Below are 20,064 nucleotides of genomic sequence, written 5' to 3'. Positions count from 1 at the left end.
CGAGCAGCTCGGCCATGTCGAAGGGCTTGCGCAGGTAGTCGTCGGCGCGCGTGCGCGTGGCGCGGTGCGCCTCGATCGCCGCGTCGGTCGCGTCGCCGGTGTAGAGCAGGAGCGGGACCGCCTGAGAGGCGCGCTTCAGCCGGTTGCACACCGAGAAGCCGCTCATGTCGGGCAGCTCGGCCGCGAGCAGGATGAGATCGGGCGGCGTCTGGCGGCAGCGCTCGACCGCCTGCTCGCCCACCGGAAGCGAGGTCACCTCGAGGCCCGCCGGGCCGAAGGCGCGACGGATCTCGTCCGCGAGCGCGGCGTCCGGCTCGACGAGGAGAACATTCAGGGACATGGCGGGGCGGATCGTACCCTCGTTTCGGAAGCCCGCGAAATGAGGGGCCGGTGCGATATCGCAGGGCTCGCAGATGACGCTGGCCTCTCCGGGCGACCCGGGATACGCATCCGCCGATGCCCACCTTCTCCCTCACCCTGGATGCGGCGCGGGAGCGCGCCGAGGATCTCTCCGCCGAGCTGTTCGACGCCGGCGCGAGCGGCGTCGAGGTGCGCGACGGCGAGGGCACGCCGATGCCCGGCGTCGCCCAGCCCGCGCCCGGTCGCGCGCTGCTCGTCGCGTTCTTCGCGGAGCGCGAGGCCGCCCAGGACGCGCGCGCGGCCTACGGCGGCGAGGTCGCCGAGATCGCGGACGAGGACTGGGGTGAGAGCTGGAAGAAGGGGCTCGGACCGCTCGCCGTCGGCCGCGCCTTCGTTCGGCCGTCGTGGGTGGACGCGCCCACGCCGCCCGGGATGGCCGAGATCGTGCTCGACCCCGGGATGGCGTTCGGCACCGGCACACATCCCACCACCTCGCTCTGCCTCGCCGCGCTCTCTGACCTGCTCGCCGCGCGGCCGGGCGCGTCCGTGCTCGACGTCGGCACCGGCTCCGGCCTCCTCGCCATCGCCGCCGCGAAGCTCGGCGCGGGCCGCGTCGCGGCGAACGACAACGACCCGATCGCCGTCGCGGTCGCGCGCGAGAACGCCGAGCGGAACGGCGCGAGGCTGGAGCTCAGCGGCGCGCCGGTCGGCGAGATCGCCGGCCTGTTCGACCTCGTCGTCGCGAACATCCTCGCGAACACGCTCGTCGAGCTCGCGCCCGACGTCGCCGCGCGCGTCGCCCCCGGCGGCACGGTGCTCCTCGCCGGGATCCTCGGGCCGCAGGAGGACGAGGTCCGCGCCGCGTACGTGGCGGAGGGCCTCCGCCCCGCCCTCGAGCGGCGCGACGGAGAGTGGAGCCTGCTCACGCTGGAGCGCCCGCGCGCGTGACGCTCCGCCGCGTCCACCTGCCGAGGGAGCGCTTCCGGCTGGACGCCGGGCGCGCCACGCTCACCCCCGAGGCGCGCCACTACCTCCGCGACGTGCTCAGGCTCGCGCCGGGGACGGAGGTCGAGGTCTTCGATGGTCGCGGCGGCGCCTGGACGGCCCGCATCGACGAGGCGTTCGAGGCGCTCGTCCTCGGTCCGGCGCGCGCCGGGAAGGGCGACGCCACCGCCGAGATCTGGCTCCTCGCCGCGCTCGCCAAGGGCGAGAAGATGGACCTCGTCGTCCAGAAGGCGACCGAGCTCGGGGCGGCGGCGGTGGCGCCCTTCGCGGCGGAGCGTTCGGTCGTCCGGCTCGAGCCGGACAAGGGCGAGGAGCGCGCGCGGCGCTGGCGCCGGATCGCCGAGGAGGCGGCGCGCCAGTGCGGTCGCGCCGACGTTCCGGACGTGCACGCGCCCGCGCCGCTCGCCGTGGCGCTCGCCGCGCTGCCGCCCGGCGCGCTCGCGATCGCGTTCCAGCCGGGGGGCGCGCCCGTGCTCGCGCTCCCGGCCGCCGCAGCGGGCGCCTACGCCGCGGTGGTCGGACCGGAGGGCGGACTCACCGACGCGGAGCTCGCGGTCCTCGCCGCGGCGGGCGCGCGCCGCGCGTCCCTCGGCCCGCGCGTCCTGCGGGCGGAGACCGCCGCGATCGTCGCGGTCGCGCTGCTCCAGGCGCGCTTCGGCGATCTGCAGGTCCCCGCCGCCGGACCCGTTCCTTGACCCGCCCGCGGGTCGACCGTAGCCTCGACCCGTGCTCTGTCCCCGCTGCGCCCGCGAGACGGACGACCGCGCTGCCTTCTGCGGCGACTGCGGCGCGCCGCTCACGCTGCGCGAGGAGCCGCCGCCGCGCCTGCTCGACGTGTCGCTCGATCTCGACCGGCGCCGCTCGCGCACGCCTGCGCCCGGGGCCGCCGCCCCGCCGCGCCCGCAAGAGCCGGAGCCGCTCCCGCCGCTGCCCGCGGACCCCGAGCCCGTCTTCGAGCTCGCGCCGGCACCGGCCGCGCCGGCGAGCCGCTCGCACTGGGATCTCGGGCGCATGCTCGAGGAGGTCGCGCGCGAGGAGAACCTCTTCGTCGAGGAGCCCGCGCCGCCTCCGCTCCCGCGCGCCGCCCGTGGCTCCGGGGCAGCGGTCGCACGCGCCGCGCCGCCTGCCGCCGTTCCGCAGCGGTGGCCGGAGTCGGAGCCCGAGGAAGAGCCGCAAGCCCCCGAAGGCCGCGCCGACCGCGTCGAGGTCCATCTCCGCCGCCCCGCTCCGTGGCGTCGCGCCGCAGCGTGGGCGATCGACGCGGGCCCGCTGCTCGCGGGGGTGGTCTTTCTCGGCCGCTCCCTGCTCGCGGCCACCCCGGCCGGGCTCCCCCCGACGCCGAGCGGCCTCGACGGCCTGCTCGATCTGCTCGCCCGCGAGGCGGGCGTGGTCCTCTCGCTCGCGGCGCTCCTCGCGGTCGCTCTCGCGGTGTACGCGACGCTCGCGCACGCGCTCGCCGGCGCCACCCTCGGGAAGTGGATGGTGGGCCTCCGCGTCGTCGGCCCCGACGGAAGGCGGCCCTCGCTCGCGCGGAGCGCCGTCCGCGCCGCGCTCGGCGGCGTGTCGGCCGGACTCCTCGGGCTCGGGTTCCTCCTCGCGCTCTTCACCCGCAGCGGGAGGGCGCTCCACGACCTCCTCGCGCGGACGTGGGTGGTCGAGGCGCCTTGACCCCCGCGTGACGGGGTCCTACAACCGATCCGTGCCGAAGGACCTCGCCGCCCTCCTCGTCGAAGAAGGCGTGGTCTCCGCCGAGGTCATGGCGCGCGCGCTCGCGCGGCAGGACGAGGCCGGCGGCGCGCTCGACACCGCGCTCCTCGAGCTCGGCGCCGTCGCGGAGGACGTGCTCGCGGTGGCGCTCGCCGGGGCCGCCGACGTCCCCCCCGCGCCGCCCCAGGCGTTCACCGCCGCCGACGCGCGCGCACGCCGGGTGTTCCCTGCGCGGGTCGCCGATCGGCACGGCCTCGCGCCCTTCGCGCTCGAGGCGAGGGAGCTGTCGGTCGTCTCGGTCTTCCCCGTCGACTCGAGCCTGCTCGACGAGATCGGCTTCATGCTCTCCTTGAACCTCTCGGCGTCGGTGGCGCCGGAGTGGCGGGTGCGGCTCCTCGTGCACCGGCTGTACGGCACGCCGCTCGCGCCGCGCTTCGCGGCCCTCGCGAGCGCCGCCGGGGAGCTCGCGCCGGAGGAGGAGCCGGCCGCCGCCGCGCCCGAGGCTTCCGCGCCGCCCGCCGGGGAGGGCGCGGAGCGGGTCGGCCCGGACGCGGCCGCGCAGGCGATCGGGTTCGGCGACGAGGACGCCGGCCCGCTCGAGCCGCTCGCCGCCGCGCTCGCGCAGGCGCTCGAGGACGTCGATCAGGCGCTGCTCGCGGACGAGCCGGCACCGGCCGGGGAGGAGGGCGCGCCCGAGGCTCCGCCCCCCGGGGCGACGGACGAGGCTCCGCCGTCCCCGCCCGACCGCAGCGCGCCCCCGGGCTGGTCGCTCGAGGACGCGCGCGCCGCGCTCTCGGCGGCGCGCACGCGCGACGAGGTCGTCCTCGCCGCGCTCCGCTACGCGAGAGACTTCTTCCCCTTCGCGGCGATGTTCGCCGTCACGCGCGACGCCGTCGCGGGCCACGACGCGCTCGGGCTCGAGCCCGAGGCGCGCGAGCTCGCCCGGAGCGTCGCGATCTACGCCGACGATCCCGGCATCTTCCGGACGGTCATCGAGACGAGGAGCCCGTTCCTCGGGCCGGTCTCGCCCGGGCCCGCCGGAAACGCGGCGATCCTCTCCGGCCTCGACCGCGGCACGCCGCGCACCGTGCTCGTCGCGCCGGTGCTCCTGCGCGATCGGCCGGTGTGCGTCCTGTACGCGGACAACGGCGACGCGCCCGTGTCGGCGCGGCGGCTCGGCGATCTGCTCCTCCTCAACTCGATGCTCGGCGGCGCGTTCGAGCGGATCATCCGCGAGCGCAAGCGGCGCCGCGCCGCCCCCGCGCGCCGCACGCCCCCTCCCGCGCCCGCGCCCGCCGCGGCGCCGGCCCCGGAGGCGGCTCCGTTCGATCCCTGGTCCGCCGAGGAGCCGCCGCGCGCCCCCCCGAGAACCGCGCCCGCCCCGGCGCCGGCGGATGCCTGGACCGCGACGGAGCCGGCCCGGGCGACGCCGCTCCCTGCGGCGCCCGCCTCCGCGCCCCTCCCGGACGCGCTCGAGGCGCTCGAGGTCGAGATCGACGACACCGTCGTCGCCGAGAGCACCCCGCTCGCCGTGCTCGCCGATCGCGCGCTCGACGCGGACCTCGCCCTCGCCGCCGCGGCCTGCGCCGCCCTCGCGGCGCGCCGGCGCGATCCCGCGATCCGCGAGGCGAGCGAGCGGCTGCGGCGCGCGCTCCTCTCCGGCATCGAGGCGCGCGCGCTCCGCGCGGCGCGAGCGCTCGGCGCGCTCCGCGACGCGGACGCCATCCCGCTGCTCGTGCAGGTGCTCGAGACGAGCGCCCCGGAGCCCGCCCGGGCCGCGGCGGACGCGCTCGCCGCGATCACGCTGCAGCGGCTCGGCACCGACGCGCGGCGCTGGCTCGGCTGGTGGAAGGAGAACCGCGGACGCGGGCGCGCCGAGTGGCTGTTCTCGGGCCTCACGAGCGCGGATCGCGAGACGCGCGTCGCCGCGGCGGTCGAGCTCACGAGCGCGGCGCCGCCGCCGGTCGGCTACTCCGCGGACCTGCCGTCCGCCGAGCGCGAGCAGGCGGCGCGCGCGTGGGCCGGCTGGTGGGCGCGCAGCGGCCACGTCCTGTGAGTGACTGACTGACGGCGCCGATCGGGCCGCTTGCCTCCCGCGGAGGCGGGTGCCTATCCTCGCGCCCCCGCCCACCCGCAGCGCGAGGCCCACATGGAAAAGCCGGTCGACCCCGATCCGCGCCGCGCCCTCCTCGACGCGCTCGACGCCGAGGCGGAGCAAGGCGGCGGCGCCGAGCGCATCGCGAAGCAGCACCGCGCCGGCAAGCTGACCGCGCGCGAGCGGATCGACACGTTCCTCGACCCGGGCACCTTCGTCGAGCTCGACAAGTTCAAGACGCACCGCTGCGCCGACTTCGGGATGGAGCGGCAGAAGGTCCTCGGCGACGGCGTCGTCACGGGCTACGGCCTCGTGGAGGGCCGCCAGGTCTTCGTCTTCGCGCAGGACTTCACTGTCTTCGGCGGCGCGCTGTCGGGCGCCTTCTCCGAGAAGATCTGCAAGGTGATGGACCGCGCGATGGCGGTCGGCTGCCCGGTCATCGGCCTCAACGACTCCGGCGGCGCGCGCATCCAGGAGGGCGTCGTCTCGCTGGCGGGCTACGCGGACATCTTCCTGCGCAACACGCTCGCGTCCGGGGTCATCCCGCAGATCTCGGTGATCCTCGGGCCCTGCGCCGGCGGGGCCGTCTACAGCCCCGCCATCACCGACTTCATCTTCATGGTGAAGGACACGGCGTACATGTTCATCACCGGCCCGGACGTCATCAAGACGGTGACGCACGAGGAGGTGACGAAGGAGGACCTCGGCGGCGCGCGCACGCACGCGACGCGCTCCGGCGTGGCGCACTTCGCGATCGACTCGGAGGAGGCCACGCTCCGGGCCGTCCGCGAGCTCCTCGGCTTCCTGCCGCTCAACAACGCCGACGACCCGCCCGCGCAGCCTTCCTCCGACGACGTCTCCCGCCGCGACGAGCTCCTGAAGACCGTCGTGCCGGAGAGCCCGACCAAGCCGTACGACATGAAGGACGTGGTCCGGGCGGTGGTCGACGACCGGCACTTCTTCGAGGTCGCCGAGCACTTCGCGACGAACATCGTCGTCGGCTTCGCGCGCCTCAACGGGCGGCCGGTGGGGATCGTCGCGAACCAGCCCGCCGTGCTCGCGGGCGTCCTCGACATCGACGCCTCGGTGAAGGCGGCGCGCTTCGTCCGCTTCTGCGACGCGTTCAACCTCCCGCTGCTCACGCTCGTCGACGTGCCCGGGTTCCTCCCCGGGACCGACCAGGAGTGGAACGGGATCATCACTCACGGCGCGAAGCTCCTCTACGCGTTCGCCGAGGCGACCGTCCCGAAGGTCACCGTCATCACGCGCAAGGCGTACGGCGGCGCCTACGACGTCATGGCGTCGAAGCACATCCGCGCCGACGTGAACTTCGCGTACCCGTCCGCCGAGATCGCGGTGATGGGCCCGGAGGGCGCGGTGAGCATCATCTTCCGCAAGGAGCTCTCGGCCGCGAAGGATCCGGTCGCCGAGCGCGCGCGGCTCGTCCAGGAGTACCGCGACAAGTTCGCGAACCCGTACAAGGCGGCGGAGCTCGGCTACATCGACGAGGTGATCAAGCCGGAGGACACCCGCCCCAAGGTGATCCGCGCGTTCGAGATGCTGCGCACGAAGCGGCAGGAGAACCCGGCCCGCAAGCACGGGAACATCCCGCTGTGACGCTGACGCTCAGTGAAGCTCCGGCTCCTCGGCGCCCGTCCCCGCCTCGGCGATGGGGCCGAGCGCCCCCCGCGCCACCCGCTCGCGCCCGCTGACGGCGCGGTACGCGCGCCGGAGGAGCCAGCCGAGGCCGCGCCCCGCGTCGCGGCCGAGCCGCGCGACCCCCTCGCCGGAGAACAGCGCGGGCGCCTCCGCCGCGGCGCCGCCGAGGACCTTCACGCCGGCGCCGTGCGTGTACACGAGCTCGCCGCCGAGGTAGGCCGTGTAGCTGGCCGCCCCCGCGGCGAGGAGGCCGCTCGCCGCGGAGGTGAGGTTCGCCGCGTTGCGCGTCCGCCAGGCGGAGATCCCCACCGCCGCGAGGACGACGGCGAGGTTCCCGATCCCGTGGGTGAACATCATGTCGCGTGCGTGGGCGCTGCGGAGCTCGATCTCCTGCGAGGCGGCCATGCCGGCGAGGCCGGTGACGAGCCCGGCCGCCGCGGTGGTCCACCACAGGTTTCGCCCCAGGCGATCGAGCCGCAGATCGCGCGGGCGGAGCGCGGCCGCCAGGTCGACGAGCGCGGTGGCCGGCAAGAGGGCGAGCGGCGCGTGGACGAGGGACGGGTGGAGCTCGTGCGTGCGCATGGGCATGGCGGTCCTCCGCTCTCACGCTGCGGCGCGCCGCCTGCCGCCGCAATGGAGCCCCGCTCGCCCCGCCGCCCGCCTCGCGAGCCCCCGTACGGACCGCGAGCGCTCCGTCCCGGAGTCACGGACCGTGACTGTCCGGCCCCGGGAAAGGCGAGAGCCCGGCCCTCTTCGAAGAGGAACCGGGCTCCGTGCCGACCGATCGGGGCGGGCAGACTTACGTCTTCCGCACGTTCGCGGCCTGCAGGCCCTTCGGGCCCTTCACGACGTCGAACTCCACCTTCTGACCCTCGGCGAGGCTCTTGAAGCCGTCGCCCTGGATCGCGCTGTAGTGGCAGAAGACGTCCTCACCCCCGTTGTCCTGGGTGATGAACCCGAAGCCCTTCGCGTCGTTGAACCACTTCACGGTGCCAGTCGCCATTCAACGTCTCTTTCGCTGTTTCGATCGCCGGGATGACGCTCGGTCCACCCGACGAAAAGGTGGACCAAATTCCTGTATCCGAAAAAAACGGGTCGGTCGAGATGGCAAGGCCCCGCCCGGCGGCGGGGTTTGACTCGCATCAACAGATGAAGGCGCGGTGCGCTACGCGACCGCGGACGCGCCCGCCGGCGCCTGCTCGAAGGCGGCGTCCTCGGCGGCGAGCCGCGCCTCGAGATCGGCGAGGAGCGCGGCCGCGGTCGGCAGCGCGGTGACGTCGCGCTCGCCGATCCGGACGAGGCTCTGGCCCGTGTAGAAGAGGCCGTTCTCCGTGTCGCCCTTCACGGCGGCGGCGAGGAGCGCGTCGGTGATGCAGAAGCTCTCCTTGTAGCCGCTCGTGCGGCACACGCAGAGCCCGTCGCCGAGGCACTCGACGCAGGCCTTCTTGCGCCCCATGTAGCCGTCCTTGCCGAACCACCACGCCTTCGAGCGCGGCGGGACCGCCTCGCCGCGCGCGAGCTTCTCGGTGAAGGCGTTCCGCACCGCGCGCGCCTTCATCCCCTTCACGCAGCTCGTGATGATCGCGACGTCGTCCGCGGTCTTGCCGAGGTGCATCGCCTTGAACGCAGGGTGAACGTCGCCGTCGGCGCAGGCGAGGAACCGCGTCGCGATCTGGACGCCGGCCGCGCCGCCAGCCACGAAGCGCGCCACGTCCGAGGCGTCCACGCCGCCGGCGGCGACCACCGGCAGCGCCGTCGCCGCGAGCACCTCGCGGACGAGCGTCGGGAGCGGGTGGCCGATGTCGCCGATGTGCCCGCCCGCCTCGGCGCCCTCGGCGACCACGAAGTCCGCGCCCCACTTCTCGTACATCGCGGCGAGCCGGCCGGAGGACACGATCCCGGCGAACGGCACGCCGCCCTCCCTGCACCAGCGCAGGATCTCGCGCGAGATCCCCGCGCCCTGCACGAGGAAGGAAACGCGCTCCTCGATCGACACGCGCGCGAGGAGCTCGAAGTCGGCCTTGTTGATGGCCGCCATCAGGTTCACGCCCACGAACCCGCCCTGCGACTCCTGGCGCGCGCGGCGGATCTCGGCGCGGAGCTGCTCCGGCGTCTTGAGGACCGCGGAGATCGTCCCCACGCCGACGAGCCGGGCGCCGCGGTGGGCGGCGACCTTGCCGGAGACGCCGTCCGAGGCGTGGATGCCCATCCCGCCCTGCACGAGGAGGCGACGCCCGGACCGGACGATGTCCTCGATCGCCCGGCGATCGAGGCGCGTCAGCGGCGCGGAGGTCTGCTCGGCGTGCAGCGGCTCGGCGTGCGTGGCGGACATGCGGGGGCTCCTTCGCGCCCGGGGTGAGGTGCGGGACGCGAGGGGGGCACGCTACGCCCCCGGTGTCACGCGACGGTCACGGCTCCCGTGACAATCGACCGACGCGTTGCGTAGCGGCAGGCCGGCCCGGGGCTCGCTCGCCCGTGACGCACCGCGCGGGAAACGAGCCCTGACGCGGCGCGTGAGGTAGGCTCGCCGGCCCCAGGCCATGCGCAGCGCACCTTCCGCCCCGAAGCCGCTCGTCGTCGCCGTCGAGATGGGCTACGGCCACATGCGCGCCGCGCTGCCGCTCGCCGACGCGCTCGGCACCGAGGCGCTCCAGGTGGATCGCGCGCCGCTCGTCGCGCCGGGCGAGGAGCGGCTCTGGCAGCGCGTGCGCCGCACCTACGAGGGCGTCTCGCGCCTCTCGCAGGTCCCCTGGGTGGGCGCGCCGCTCCGGCGCGCGCTCGACCTGGTCACCGACATCCCGCGCCTGCATCCCTACCGCGACCTCTCCGCGCCGACCCGCGGCGTCCGGGCGCTCGACCGGCTCGTCCGCAAGCGCGACCTGGGGCGGGGGCTCGTGGCGGAGCTGCGACGGACGGGCGCGCCGCTCCTCACCACCTTCTACTCGCCGGCGATCGTCGCCGACGCGGCCGGGCTCGAGCGGATCTTCTGCGTCGCGACCGACTCCGATCTGAACCGCATCTGGGCGCCCGCCGATCCGCGCCACACCCGCATCCACTACCTCGTCCCGACCCGCCGGGCGGCGCGGCGGCTCCGCTCGTACGGCGTGCCGGAGGATCGGATCACCTTCACCGGCTTCCCGCTCCCCGACGCGCTCGTCGGCGGGCCCGCGCTCGGGGCGCTCAAGGCGAACCTCGCGGCGCGCGTCGTCCGGCTCGATCCGTCCGGAGAGTTCCGCCGCACGATCCCGGAGGAGCTCGCGCACTTCCTCGGCGCGCTCCCGCGCGAGGAGGAGGGGCAACCACCGCTCCTCACCTTCGCGGTCGGCGGCGCGGGCGCGCAGGCTGGGATGGCGGCGGAGCTGTTGCCCGGCTTCCGCCGCGCGCTCGAGGCGGGGACGCTGAGGATCTGCCTCGTCGCCGGGCTCCGCGCCGAGGTGGACGCGCGCTTCCGCGAGATCGTCCGGCGCGCGGGGATGGAGCCGCTCCTCGGCGGCCCGCTCGAGATCCTCCTCGCCCCCACCTTCCGCGCGTACTACGAGCGCTTCAACGCGCTCCTCGCCCGCACCGACGTCCTCTGGACGAAGCCCTCCGAGCTCACGTTCTACGGCGCGCTCGGCCTCCCGCTCGTGCTCGCGCCGCCGGTCGGGGTTCACGAACGGTACAACCGCCGCTGGGCGCGCGAGAGCGGCGCGGGGCTGAAGCAGCGCGACCCACGCTTCGCGGCGGAGTGGCTCGCCGACGGGATCGCCGACGGCGTCCTCGCCGCCGCCGCCTGGGCGGGCTACATGCGGCTGCCGAAGTTCGGGCTCCTCCGCATCCTGCAGGCGGTAGGCGCGACGCCCGAGGCGCGCGTCGCCGGCCCCGCCGGCGCTTGACGCCGGAGGTGCGCCCGCCCGCCCGCGCCCGCACGGCGCGCGCTTGCCGCCGCTCCGGCGCCGGCGCAGGATGCGCCCGTGCGCGCGTTCTCGGTCGTGTACTGGGTGTTCTTCGTCGCCACGCTGCCGATCCTGTTCCTCGGCGCGACGCTCGTGTTCCTCCTCACCGCCCCGTTCGACCGGCGCCGCGTGGCCGTCCACCTCTACTCGTGCGCGTGGGCGACCTTCTACGTCGTCGCGAACCCCTTCTGGCGCTCGTCGGTCGAGGGCCGCGAGAAGCTCCCCTGGAAGGGCGCCGCGGTCCTCGCCGCGAACCACCTCTCGCTCCTCGACATCCTCGTCGTGTACGGGCTCTTCCGGCCGTTCAAGTGGGTGTCGAAGGCCGAGGTCTTCCGCGTGCCGTTCGTCGGCTGGAACCTCTGGCTGAACGACTACGTGCGCTTGAAGCGGGGAGACCGCGAGTCGATCCGCGAGATGATGGACCGCTGCCGCACCCACCTCGCGCGCGGCTCTCCCGTGATGCTCTTCCCCGAGGGCACGCGCTCGCGCGACGGGCGGCTCGGGCCGTTCAAGGACGGCGCCTTCCGGCTCGCGATCGAGGCGGGCTGCCCGGTGATCCCCATCGTCGTCAGCGGGACGGGGGACGCGCTCCCGAAGAACGGCCTCGTCCTTCGCCAGCGGATGCGCGCGCGCGTCCAGGTGCTCGACCCGATCCACCCGGCGGACTTCCCGACCGCCGACGCCCTGCGCGACGCGACGCGCGCCGCGATCGCCGCCGCGCTCCCCGAGGCGAACCGACCGTCCGGGCCGCTGCGCGTTCCCCCGCCCCAGGTGCCGGAGGCGCGCTGAGGGGAGGGCGATCGCCGCGGCCGCCCTCCGCGAAGGACGGGCCGGGCCCGGGCGCGACGCGCATCTTTCCCGCATGACGGACGGATACCGGGTGGCGGGCGGCTCCGGGGACGCCGTGCCGGGGGCGGTCGGACCGGGCGATCTCGACGGCCGCGCAGAGTGGGTTCACCTCGAGGGGCGGGGGATCGCGGAGCGGCTCGAGGCGCGGCTCGGCTCGGAGGTGGACCTCCACAAGGTCCTCCTCGGCGTGCTCGTGCCGCTCCTCGGAGCGCTGCACGGAGAGCCCGCCCGTGCGATCGCCGCGCGGCTGCCGTACGCGCTCGCGCGCGAGCTGCTCGACGCGGACGACGGCGCCGCGCGGGGGCACGTCGGGGCGGAGGAGTACCTGCGCGAGGTGACCGAGCTCGTGCAGCATCCGCCCCGCGCGGCCGCGCTCTACGTCGGCGCGGTCCTCGCCGCCGTGCGCGAAGCCCTTCCGGCGGAAGCGGCGGCGGAGGTCGAGGGCCGGCTCTCCGGTGAGCTCTCCGAGGTCTGGCGCGCCGCGCGCTGACCGGCCCCGGCTCGATCGCCGGTCAGGCGGCCGGCCGCGCCGCGCACCGGCGGGGCAGGTCCACCGTCACGGTCGTCTCGCCCTCCACCGATTGCGCGGCGATGTCCCCGCCGTGTCCGCGCACGATCTCGCGCGAGATGTAGAGGCCGAGCCCGAGGCCCGAGGCCTTGCGGCTCTTCTCGTCCGGTCCACGCGCGAACGGCTCGAACAGGTGCGCGAGCACCTCCGGGGGGATCCCCGCTCCGCCGTTGCGCACATGCAGGAGGACGCGGTCGGGATCGTCCCCGTCCACCTCCACGCGCACCGGCACGTCCGGATCACCGTGGTCGATCGCGTTCGAGACGAGGTTCGAGACCACCTGCTCGAGCCGGTCCGGATCCCACTCGCCCGCGGCGTCGCCGTGGATCGCGATCTCGACCTTGCGATCGCTGTTCACCGAGCGGAGCTCGTCCACGACCTTGCGCGCGACGACGTCGAAGCTCGCCGGGCGGGGGCTCACCGGGATCCCGTTGCCGAGCCGCGTCCGCGTGTAGCTCAGGAGATCCTGGATGATGCGGCCCATCCGCCCCGCCGAGGAGCGCATCCGCTCGATGGCGCGGGCCTGCCAGCCGACGAGGCCGCCCTTGGTGTGAAGCAGCGAGGCCGACATGTGGATGGCGCCGAGCGGGTTGCGCAGGTCGTGTCCGACCACGCCGAGGATGAAGTCGACCGTCCTGCGCCGGGTCTCGAGGTCCGCCTCGGCGCGCCGGAGCGTCTCTCTCGCGTCCTCGTGAGCGCGCCCGAGCCGCTCGCGGTCGAGCGCGCGCGCGGCGCGATCCGCGGCCGCGCGGAGGAGCAGGAGCGCGTCGGCGTCGAGCGGCGCGTCGCCGCGGGTCCCTGCGAGGAGCGCGCCCGGCACCGCGCAGCCGACGAGCGGCGCTCCCGCCGCGTGGCGCGTGCCGGGTGGGAACGGCACCCCGGGTCGAGGCGCGCTGCGCGCAGCGCCCGCGGCGAGGACCTCCGCCGCGATCCCGCCCGAGACCTCGGCGGGCGCGCCGTCGTCGAGGCCGACCTGGGCGAGGACCTCGAGCCGCTCTCCCTCGCGCACGACGAGCACGACCGAGTCGATCGCGGGCGCTGCCTCGGCGAGGGCGCCGAGGAGGCGGCGGAGCGCGCGCTCCTCGGCCTCCACGGAGAGGAGGCGCTCGAGCCCGGTCGCGAGCCGCGCGCGCGAGCGCTCCGACGCTTCGCCCTCCACCGGGTCCGGCTGCACGACGTCTTCCGCCATCGTGGGGTCATCGTGGGCGCGCGGCGGTCCTCGGGGAACCCCCCGGCCCGCGCGCTTGCGTGGCGCGCGGCGTGCCCGAAGGATCGTTCCGGACCCGTGGAGTCGATGTGGGAGAGCCTTTACGTGCGCGTGCACGCGCAGGTATCGTGACCGACTCCCGAGTCGTTCTCGCAGCCCGGTGCCGGGTCAGAGCCTTGACCGTCCCCTCCTCGAGGCCCGCGAATTGAGCCCGAAGACGCGCATTCGCAAGGTCCTCGTCGCGAACCGCGGCGAGATCGCGGTGCGCGTCATGCGCACCTGCCGGGAGATGGGCCTCGCGACGGTCGCCGTCTATTCGGACGCAGATCGCGGGGCCCTGCACGTCCGCAAGGCGGACGAGGCCGTCCACGTGGGCCCCTCCCCCGCGCGCGACAGCTATCTCGTGATCGAGAAGCTCATCGACGCCGCGAAGAAGAGCGGCGCGGACGCGCTCCATCCCGGGTACGGCTTCCTCTCCGAGAACGCCGAGCTCGCCCGCGCCTGCGCGGCGGCCGGCCTCACCTTCGTCGGTCCGCCGCCCGAGGCGATGGACGCGATGGGGGTGAAGACCGTCGCGCGCCGCCACATGAACGCGGCGGGCGTGCCCACGGTGCCCGGGTCCGAGGGGCCGATCGCCGACGAGCAGGAGGCGAAGGCGTTCGCGGACGCGCTCGGCTACCCCGTCATGATCAAGGCGGCCGCCGGCGGCGGCGGCAAGGGCATGAGGAAGGTGGAGCGCGAGGCGGACTTCCTCTCCCTGTGGGACTCCGCGCGGCGCGAGTCCGCCGGCGCGTTCGGCGACGAGCGGCTCTACCTCGAGAAGTTCCTCGACGAGCCGCGCCACGTCGAGATCCAGATCTTCGCCGACGAGCACGGCGACGCGATCCACCTCGGCGAGCGCGAGTGCTCCGTGCAGCGCCGCCAGCAGAAGGTGGTGGAGGAGAGCCCGAGCTGCGTCCTCGACGAGCGGATGCGCCAGGCGATGGGCGAGGTCGCGGTCCGCGCGGCCAGGGCCGTGGGCTACCGCGGCGCCGGCACCGTCGAGTTCCTCGTCGACGCGCACCGGAGCTTCTACTTCCTCGAGATGAACACCCGCCTCCAGGTGGAGCACCCGGTGACCGAGGTGATCACCGGCCTCGACCTCGTGCGGATGCAGCTCGAGGTCGCGCAGGGCGGGCGGGTCGGGCCGCAGGACGCGGTCGTGCGCCGCGGGCACGCCATCGAGGCGCGCATCTACGCCGAGGATCCGGCGCGGCGCTTCATGCCCTCGCCGGGCAAGATCACCTACCTGCGCGTGCCGGGCGGCCCCGGCATCCGCGACGACTCGGGCGTGTACCCGGGCTGGGTCGTGCCGCAGTACTACGACCCGCTCCTCTCGAAGCTCGTCGCCTGGGCGCCGACGCGCGACCAGGCCATCGAGCGCCTCATCCGCGCGCTCGGCGAGTACACGATCCACGGCATCACCACCAACGTCGCCTACCTCGCCGCGGTGCTCGATCACCCGGCCTTCCGCGCCGGCGCGTACGACACCGGGTTCTGCGCCCGGTACGAGGCGGACCTGGTGCGCCCGCCCGATCCCGCCTTCGAGGACGTGGCGCTCATCGCCGCGGCGGTGGAGGCGTACAAGCGGGATCGCGACGCGGCGGAGGCGTCCGCCGCGCGCGCCGGGGCGGTGGCGGCCAGCCGCTCGAACTGGGCGCGGCTCGGGCGCGCCCGCGCGCTGCGCGGAGGTGGCACGTGAGCCGCTTCGTCGCCCTCCTCGACGGCGGACGGCGCGAGGAGCAGATCGAGGTGAGGCAGACCGCGCCCGGCCTCTTCGAGGTGCGGCTCCGCGGGAGGGTGCACGTCGTCGACGCCTTCAGGCACGACTACGGCACGCTCTCGCTCATCGTCGACACCGCGAGCTACACCGCCATGCTCGACGAGCGCGACTCGCACGTGCGGGTGCGGGTGCGGGACTCGGTGTATCCGATCGAGATCCTCGACGAGAAGAAGCTCCGCATGCGCCGCGCGGCAGGGAGGTTCACCGTCGAGGGGCGGCAGGCCCTCACCGCGCCGATGCCGGGCAGGATCGCGAAGGTGCGCGTGAAGGTCGGAGACGCGGTGCGGGAGGGGCAGGCGCTCCTCGTCGTCGAGGCGATGAAGATGGAGAACGAGCTCCGGAGCCCCAAGGACGGCAAGGTGGTGGAGGTCCTCGTCACGGAGGGCCAGGCCGTCGAGGGCAACGCGAAGCTCTGCGTCGTGGAGTAGCGAACTCTTGTGCGGGCGCGGAGCCCGCGAGCGCGTCGAGGGACCGACATGGCGGACGAGAAGAAGCAGCGCTGGCTCGAGGGCACGTACGGCAAGGCCGTGAAGAAGGGGCCGGAGCGGCGCGCCCGCTTCGAGACGACGAGCGGCATCCCCGAGCAGCCCGTCTACGTCGCGGGGGACGCTCGGCCGGGGCTCGAGGACCGGCTCGGCCTGCCCGGCGAGTACCCGTTCACCCGCGGCGTGCAGCCGACGATGTACCGCGCCCGCTTCTGGACCATGCGCCAGTACGCCGGGTTCGGCACCGCGGAGGACTCGAACCGCCGCTACCACTACCTGCTCAAGTCCGGCCAGACCGGCCTCTCGGTCGCGTTCGACCTCCCCACGCAGATGGGCCGCGACTCCGATCACGCGCGCGCGCGCGGCGAGGTCGGCAAGGTCGGCGTGGCGATCGACTCGATCCGAGACATGTCGATCCTCCTCGACCGGATCCCGCTCGGCGAGGTCTCCACCTCGATGACGATCAACGCGACCGCCGGGATCCTGCTCGCGCTCTACCAGGCGATCGGCGAGAAGCAGGGCGTCGCGCCCGCGGACCTCCAGGGCACGATCCAGAACGACATCCTGAAGGAGTACGCGGCGCGCGGGACGTACATCTATCCGCCCGAGCCGTCGCTGCGCCTCATCACCGACATCTTCGCCTACACGGCGAAGGTGATGCCGAAGTGGAACCCGATCTCGATCTCCGGCTACCACATCCGCGAGGCGGGCTCGACGGCGGTGCAGGAGGTGGCCTTCACGCTCGCCGACGGCATCTCCTACGTCGACGCCGCGGTGAAGGCGGGCCTCGACGTCGACGCGTTCGCCGGCCGGCTCTCCTTCTTCTTCAACGCGCACAACGACCTCCTCGAGGAGGTCGCGAAGTTCCGCGCCGCGCGGCGCCTGTGGGCGCGCATCATGAAGGAGCGCTTCAAGGCGAAGGACCCGCGCTCGATGATGCTGCGCTTCCACACCCAGACCGCGGGCTCGATGCTCACCGCCCAGCAGCCCGACAACAACATCGTGCGCGTCACTCTCCAGGCGCTCGCGGCGGTGCTCGGCGGCACGCAGTCGCTGCACACGAACTCGCGCGACGAGGCGCTCGGGCTGCCCACCGAGGAGTCCGCCCGCATCGCGCTGCGCACCCAGCAGATCATCGCGAACGAGTCGGGCGTCGCCGACGTCATCGATCCGCTCGGCGGGAGCTGGGCGATCGAGGCGCTGACCGACGAGATCGAGGGGCGCGCCGAGCAGTACCTCCGCAAGATCGACGAGATGGGCGGCATGGTCCACGCGATCTCGCAGGGCTACGTGCAGCGCGAGATCCAGGAGGCCGCCTACGCCTGGCAGCGGCAGGTGGAGGCGAAGGAGAAGGTCGTGGTGGGCGTGAACGCGTTCCGCTCCGACGATCCGCCCGTGACGGTCATGAAGGTGGACCCGGCGCTCGAGGAGCGGCAGGTCGCGTCGCTGAAGGCGTTCCGGCGCGAGCGCAGCGGCACCGCGGCGAAGCAGGCGGTGGACGCGGTGCGCGCGGCGGCGAAGGGCACCGACAACCTCATGCCGCCGATCCTCGCCGCGGTGAAGGCGGAGGCGACGCTCGGCGAGATCTCCGACGCGCTGCGCGAGGTGTTCGGCGAGTACCGGGAGACGGTGGTACTCTAGCCGGCCGGTGAGCGACGGAAACGGGCAGGGGAAGGGGGCGGGGCCGCAGCCGCCGACGGATCCGGCGCCGCCGCGGCTCGAGCGCGTCGCGCCGGGCTACCGCCCTCCGCCCGCTCGCCCCACCCCGGCGCCGCCGCGCGCCGCCCCGCCCCGCGCGTCGTACGGTCTCGCCGAACGAGAGGTCACCGCGGCCGCCGCGATCGCGGCGGGGCTGCCGTGCGAGGGGGCCCTCTCGAGCGACGGCCCGCTGCGCCTCTTCCTGCTCGCCGCCGCGAACCAGGCGCACGGCCGGCTCACGGTCGCGTCCGGCCCGGTGCGGTACGCGCTCACCTTCCGGCGCGGCACCGTCGAGCACGCCGCCTCGGCCGCGCCCGAGGACGAGCTCGGCCGCTTCCTCGCGCGGCGCGGCGCGCTCACGCCCGAGCAGCTCGTCCGCGCCGAGGGCGCGCGCGCCAGCACGGGCGGCGATCTCCTCTCCGCGCTCCTCGCGGAGCGGCTCGTCGCGCCGGCGGAGGTCGCCGCCTTCCTCGTCGACCATGGCGCCGCGATCGTAGGGCGCGCGCTCGCGCTCGAGGCGGGGCGCTGGAGCTGGGAGCCGGGCGTGACCCCGCCGCCCTCGGCGTTCCCGCTCGGCAACCCCTACGCGATGGCCTCCGCCGCGACGCGCGCGCTCGACGGCGCCGGCGCGGAGCGGCGCCTGGGCGAGCGCGCGACGCGCGCCGCCTCGCGCGTGGTCGGACGGGTCCGGCTCGAGGATCTGCGCCTCACGCCGCAGGAGGCGCGCGCCGCGGGGATCCTCGACGGCCGGAGCCCCGCCGAGATCGCGGCGGCGCAGCCGGCGGAGGCGGCGACCCTCCTGCGCGTCGCGCTCCTGCTCGCCGAGGCGGAGCTGCTCGCGTTCGGCGCCCCTCGGGCCGCGCCGCGGGCAGTTGCGGCCGCGCGGACCCCGACCCCGACCGCGACCGCGACCGCGACCGCGACCCCGACCCCGACCCCGACCCCGACCCCGACCCCGACCCCGACCCCGACCCCGACCGCCTCGGCCGCCCCCACGAAGAAGTCACCCGTCGCTCCGCGCCCGCCCGCGGCCGCCCCCCGTCCGCCCGCGCCGCCCGCGCCGCCCCGCCCGAGCGCGCCCCCTCCGCCTCCCCCGCCGCTCGAGGCCGGGGAGCTCCGCGTCCTCCTCGAGGCGCTCGCGAGCGCCGATCACTTCGAGGTGCTGGGCGTGAAGCGCGCGGCCACGCCGGCGCAGGTGAAGGTCGCCTACTTCCGGCTCGCGAAGACCTACCACCCGGACGCCGTGCCGGCGGACGCCCCCGCCGAGGTGCGCGCGCTCTGCGCCGACGTGTTCGCGAAGGTGAGCGCTGCGTGGAGCGTGCTCGGCGACGAGGCGCAGCGCGCGAAGTACGTGGACGAGCTCGCGTCCGGCGGCGCCGCCGACGTCGACGTCATGCGCATCCTCCGGGCGGAGAACGTGTTCCAGGCGGCGACCGTCCTCGTCCGCGCCCGCCGCTACCCGGAGGCGCTCGCCAAGCTCCGCGAGGCGATGGCGCTCAACTCCGACGAGCCGGAGTTCGGGATCTGGGCGGCCTGGTGCGAGTTCCTCGTCGCGAAGGAGCCGCGGGCGCAGCACCCCGCGAGCGCCGCCGCCATCGAGGAGGGGCTCCGCCGGAACGCCCGCTGCGCGCCCGGGTACCTGTTCCTCGGCCAGATGGCCAAGCTCGTGGGGGATCTCTCCCTCGCCGAGCGACACCTCCGGCGCGGCCTCGCGGTCGCGCCCGAGCACGTGGACCTCGTCCGCGAGCTCCGCTATCTCAGGAAGTGAACGCACATGCCTGCCCCCACGAACCCGAAGAAGCGCGCCCTCATGGCCTCGACCCGCCTGCGCAAGACGCTGCGCGCCGCCGGTCACCACCTCTCGCCCGTCGTGCAGGTCGGCAAGGAGGGGGTCACCGAGGCGGTGCTGCTGCAGCTCGACGACGCGCTCGCCACGCACGAGCTCGTGAAGGTGAAGATCGGGACCGAGAGCCCCGAGGATCGCTTCGAGGCGGCGGACCGGCTCGGCGCCGGGAGCGGCGCGCAGGTCGCGCAGATCCTCGGACGCACGATCCTCGTCTACCGTCGTCACCCCGAGAAGCCGCGCTACGAGGCCGCCCCGGCACGCCCCGCGGCGGAGGCGCCCGAGCGCTCCCCGTCGCGCACCCGCAAGACGAAGCGGACTCCGGCGCGGGCGTCGAAGCCGAAGCCCGCGCGCGGCGCCGCCCGGCCGCGCTCCCGCGAACGCTCACGCTGAGTACGTCCGGAACGGCTCCTCGCCGGAGGGTCCCCGTCGCGAGGCGACGGGGCATCCCCTCAATTCAGCTCGCCGTCGCGCGCCCGGTCGTAGCCCGACGAGGCGTCCGCGACGAACCGCCGCCGCACCGCCTCGATGTCGTCCTCGTCGGCGACGCCCTTCTCGAGCAGCACGTTCTCGGCGATCTCGGCCTGGGTGACCGCCTGGGCGACCTCGCCCTCGGCGGCCTCGAGGCGCAGGCCGAGCTCGCTCACGCGCTCGCCGAGATCGGCGATCTCCGCGACGAGGGAGCGCCCACGGCGGACCAGCCGCACGAGCGCGGTGGCGAGCAGGGCGACGGCGATCGTGAGGAGCAGGACCATCGGCGGCCATCGTATCGGGCCGGCCGGGCGAAGTGAAGAACGCGGGTGCGGCGAACGGCGACGCTGTGGGAGCTTG

The 20,064-nt window shown here is 75.1% G+C and carries 19 protein-coding genes; 13 read left to right on the top strand and 6 right to left on the bottom strand.

The window, feature by feature from the left end; translation table 11 throughout:
- Positions 1 to 340: response regulator transcription factor (locus MNY62_RS13750; protein ID WP_242344745.1), on the bottom strand; the 340-nt coding region annotated here is incomplete at its 3' end.
- Positions 341 to 456: 116 nt separating this feature from the next.
- On the opposite strand from MNY62_RS13750, the gene MNY62_RS13745 reads away from it, so the two are divergent.
- From MNY62_RS13745 to MNY62_RS13725, 5 genes are all read left to right on the top strand, one after another.
- Positions 457 to 1,308: a 50S ribosomal protein L11 methyltransferase gene (locus tag MNY62_RS13745; RefSeq protein WP_242344744.1), complete on the top strand. Its 852-nt coding sequence runs from the start codon at positions 457 to 459 to the stop codon at positions 1,306 to 1,308.
- A complete protein-coding gene (locus MNY62_RS13740; protein ID WP_242344743.1) occupies positions 1,305 to 2,060 on the top strand; it encodes a 16S rRNA (uracil(1498)-N(3))-methyltransferase in 756 nt (251 codons plus the stop codon). The genes MNY62_RS13745 and MNY62_RS13740 overlap by 4 nt, the downstream gene beginning before the upstream one ends.
- 31 nt (positions 2,061 to 2,091) lie before the next feature.
- The gene (locus MNY62_RS13735) at positions 2,092 to 3,033 is read left to right on the top strand and encodes an RDD family protein (protein ID WP_242344742.1); all 942 of its coding nucleotides are present in this window, start codon (positions 2,092 to 2,094) and stop codon (positions 3,031 to 3,033) included.
- Between the two features lie 31 nt (positions 3,034 to 3,064).
- Complete coding sequence (locus MNY62_RS13730) at positions 3,065 to 5,128, top strand: GspE/PulE/PilB domain-containing protein (RefSeq protein WP_242344741.1); 2,064 nt, start codon at positions 3,065 to 3,067, stop codon at positions 5,126 to 5,128.
- A 93-nt stretch (positions 5,129 to 5,221) separates the two neighbouring features.
- Entirely contained in the window at positions 5,222 to 6,784 is a 1,563-nt protein-coding gene (locus MNY62_RS13725) for an acyl-CoA carboxylase subunit beta (RefSeq protein ID WP_242344740.1), read from the top strand.
- A gap of 9 nt (positions 6,785 to 6,793) precedes the next feature.
- Here MNY62_RS13725 and MNY62_RS13720 read toward each other — a convergent pair whose 3' ends face one another.
- The 3 genes from MNY62_RS13720 to MNY62_RS13710 all read right to left on the bottom strand — a co-directional run bounded on the left by MNY62_RS13720 (position 6,794) and on the right by MNY62_RS13710 (position 9,158).
- Complete coding sequence (locus tag MNY62_RS13720; protein WP_242344739.1) at positions 6,794 to 7,414, bottom strand: DUF2231 domain-containing protein; 621 nt, start codon at positions 7,412 to 7,414, stop codon at positions 6,794 to 6,796.
- A gap of 211 nt (positions 7,415 to 7,625) precedes the next feature.
- Complete coding sequence (locus MNY62_RS13715; RefSeq protein ID WP_011984597.1) at positions 7,626 to 7,829, bottom strand: cold-shock protein; 204 nt, start codon at positions 7,827 to 7,829, stop codon at positions 7,626 to 7,628.
- A gap of 162 nt (positions 7,830 to 7,991) precedes the next feature.
- Positions 7,992 to 9,158 carry an NAD(P)H-dependent flavin oxidoreductase gene (locus tag MNY62_RS13710; RefSeq protein WP_242344738.1) on the bottom strand — a complete coding sequence of 389 codons (1,167 nt, stop codon included), beginning with the start codon at positions 9,156 to 9,158 and terminating at the stop codon, positions 7,992 to 7,994.
- Positions 9,159 to 9,366: 208 nt separating this feature from the next.
- Between MNY62_RS13710 and MNY62_RS13705 the strand changes: the two genes are divergently transcribed.
- The 3 genes from MNY62_RS13705 to MNY62_RS13695 all read left to right on the top strand — a co-directional run bounded on the left by MNY62_RS13705 (position 9,367) and on the right by MNY62_RS13695 (position 12,100).
- Positions 9,367 to 10,701 (top strand): glycosyltransferase family protein, encoded by a 1,335-nt coding sequence (locus tag MNY62_RS13705; protein ID WP_242344737.1) that lies wholly within the window; start codon positions 9,367 to 9,369, stop codon positions 10,699 to 10,701.
- Positions 10,702 to 10,779: 78 nt separating this feature from the next.
- Positions 10,780 to 11,550: a lysophospholipid acyltransferase family protein gene (locus MNY62_RS13700; RefSeq protein ID WP_242344736.1), complete on the top strand. Its 771-nt coding sequence runs from the start codon at positions 10,780 to 10,782 to the stop codon at positions 11,548 to 11,550.
- A 73-nt stretch (positions 11,551 to 11,623) separates the two neighbouring features.
- Positions 11,624 to 12,100 carry a DUF2267 domain-containing protein gene (locus tag MNY62_RS13695; RefSeq protein ID WP_242344735.1) on the top strand — a complete coding sequence of 159 codons (477 nt, stop codon included), beginning with the start codon at positions 11,624 to 11,626 and terminating at the stop codon, positions 12,098 to 12,100.
- Between the two features lie 22 nt (positions 12,101 to 12,122).
- On the opposite strand, the gene MNY62_RS13690 is transcribed toward MNY62_RS13695, so the two are convergent.
- Positions 12,123 to 13,367, bottom strand: coding sequence for a sensor histidine kinase (locus MNY62_RS13690; RefSeq protein ID WP_242344734.1), 1,245 nt, complete (start codon positions 13,365 to 13,367; stop codon positions 12,123 to 12,125).
- 223 nt (positions 13,368 to 13,590) lie between these two features.
- On the opposite strand from MNY62_RS13690, the gene MNY62_RS13685 reads away from it, so the two are divergent.
- Genes MNY62_RS13685 through yhbY form a run of 5 tightly spaced genes read left to right on the top strand, consistent with a single transcriptional unit; the run spans position 13,591 to position 19,626 of the window.
- Positions 13,591 to 15,126 (top strand): acetyl-CoA carboxylase biotin carboxylase subunit, encoded by a 1,536-nt coding sequence (locus MNY62_RS13685; RefSeq protein ID WP_242344733.1) that lies wholly within the window; start codon positions 13,591 to 13,593, stop codon positions 15,124 to 15,126.
- Positions 15,123 to 15,635 carry an acetyl-CoA carboxylase biotin carboxyl carrier protein subunit gene (locus MNY62_RS25570; RefSeq protein ID WP_279426570.1) on the top strand — a complete coding sequence of 171 codons (513 nt, stop codon included), beginning with the start codon at positions 15,123 to 15,125 and terminating at the stop codon, positions 15,633 to 15,635. Before MNY62_RS13685 ends, MNY62_RS25570 begins: the two co-directional genes overlap by 4 nt.
- A 48-nt stretch (positions 15,636 to 15,683) precedes the next feature.
- The gene (locus MNY62_RS13675; protein ID WP_242344732.1) at positions 15,684 to 17,333 is read left to right on the top strand and encodes an acyl-CoA mutase large subunit family protein; all 1,650 of its coding nucleotides are present in this window, start codon (positions 15,684 to 15,686) and stop codon (positions 17,331 to 17,333) included.
- 7 nt (positions 17,334 to 17,340) lie between these two features.
- Positions 17,341 to 19,158 (top strand): J domain-containing protein, encoded by a 1,818-nt coding sequence (locus MNY62_RS13670; RefSeq protein WP_242344731.1) that lies wholly within the window; start codon positions 17,341 to 17,343, stop codon positions 19,156 to 19,158.
- Positions 19,159 to 19,164: 6 nt separating this feature from the next.
- Complete coding sequence (gene yhbY / locus MNY62_RS13665) at positions 19,165 to 19,626, top strand: ribosome assembly RNA-binding protein YhbY (RefSeq protein WP_242344730.1); 462 nt, start codon at positions 19,165 to 19,167, stop codon at positions 19,624 to 19,626.
- 59 nt (positions 19,627 to 19,685) lie between these two features.
- Here the strand turns inward: yhbY and MNY62_RS13660 are convergent, their stop codons facing one another.
- Entirely contained in the window at positions 19,686 to 19,988 is a 303-nt protein-coding gene (locus MNY62_RS13660) for a hypothetical protein (protein ID WP_242344729.1), read from the bottom strand.
- Positions 19,989 to 20,064 lie beyond the last annotated feature (76 nt).

The sequence above is a fragment of the Anaeromyxobacter terrae genome (assembly GCF_022690685.1).
GTDB classification, from domain to species: Bacteria; Myxococcota; Myxococcia; order Myxococcales; family Anaeromyxobacteraceae; genus Anaeromyxobacter; species Anaeromyxobacter terrae.
Note: the sequence above shows the minus strand (reverse complement) of the source record. Positions and strands in the feature narration are given on the sequence as shown.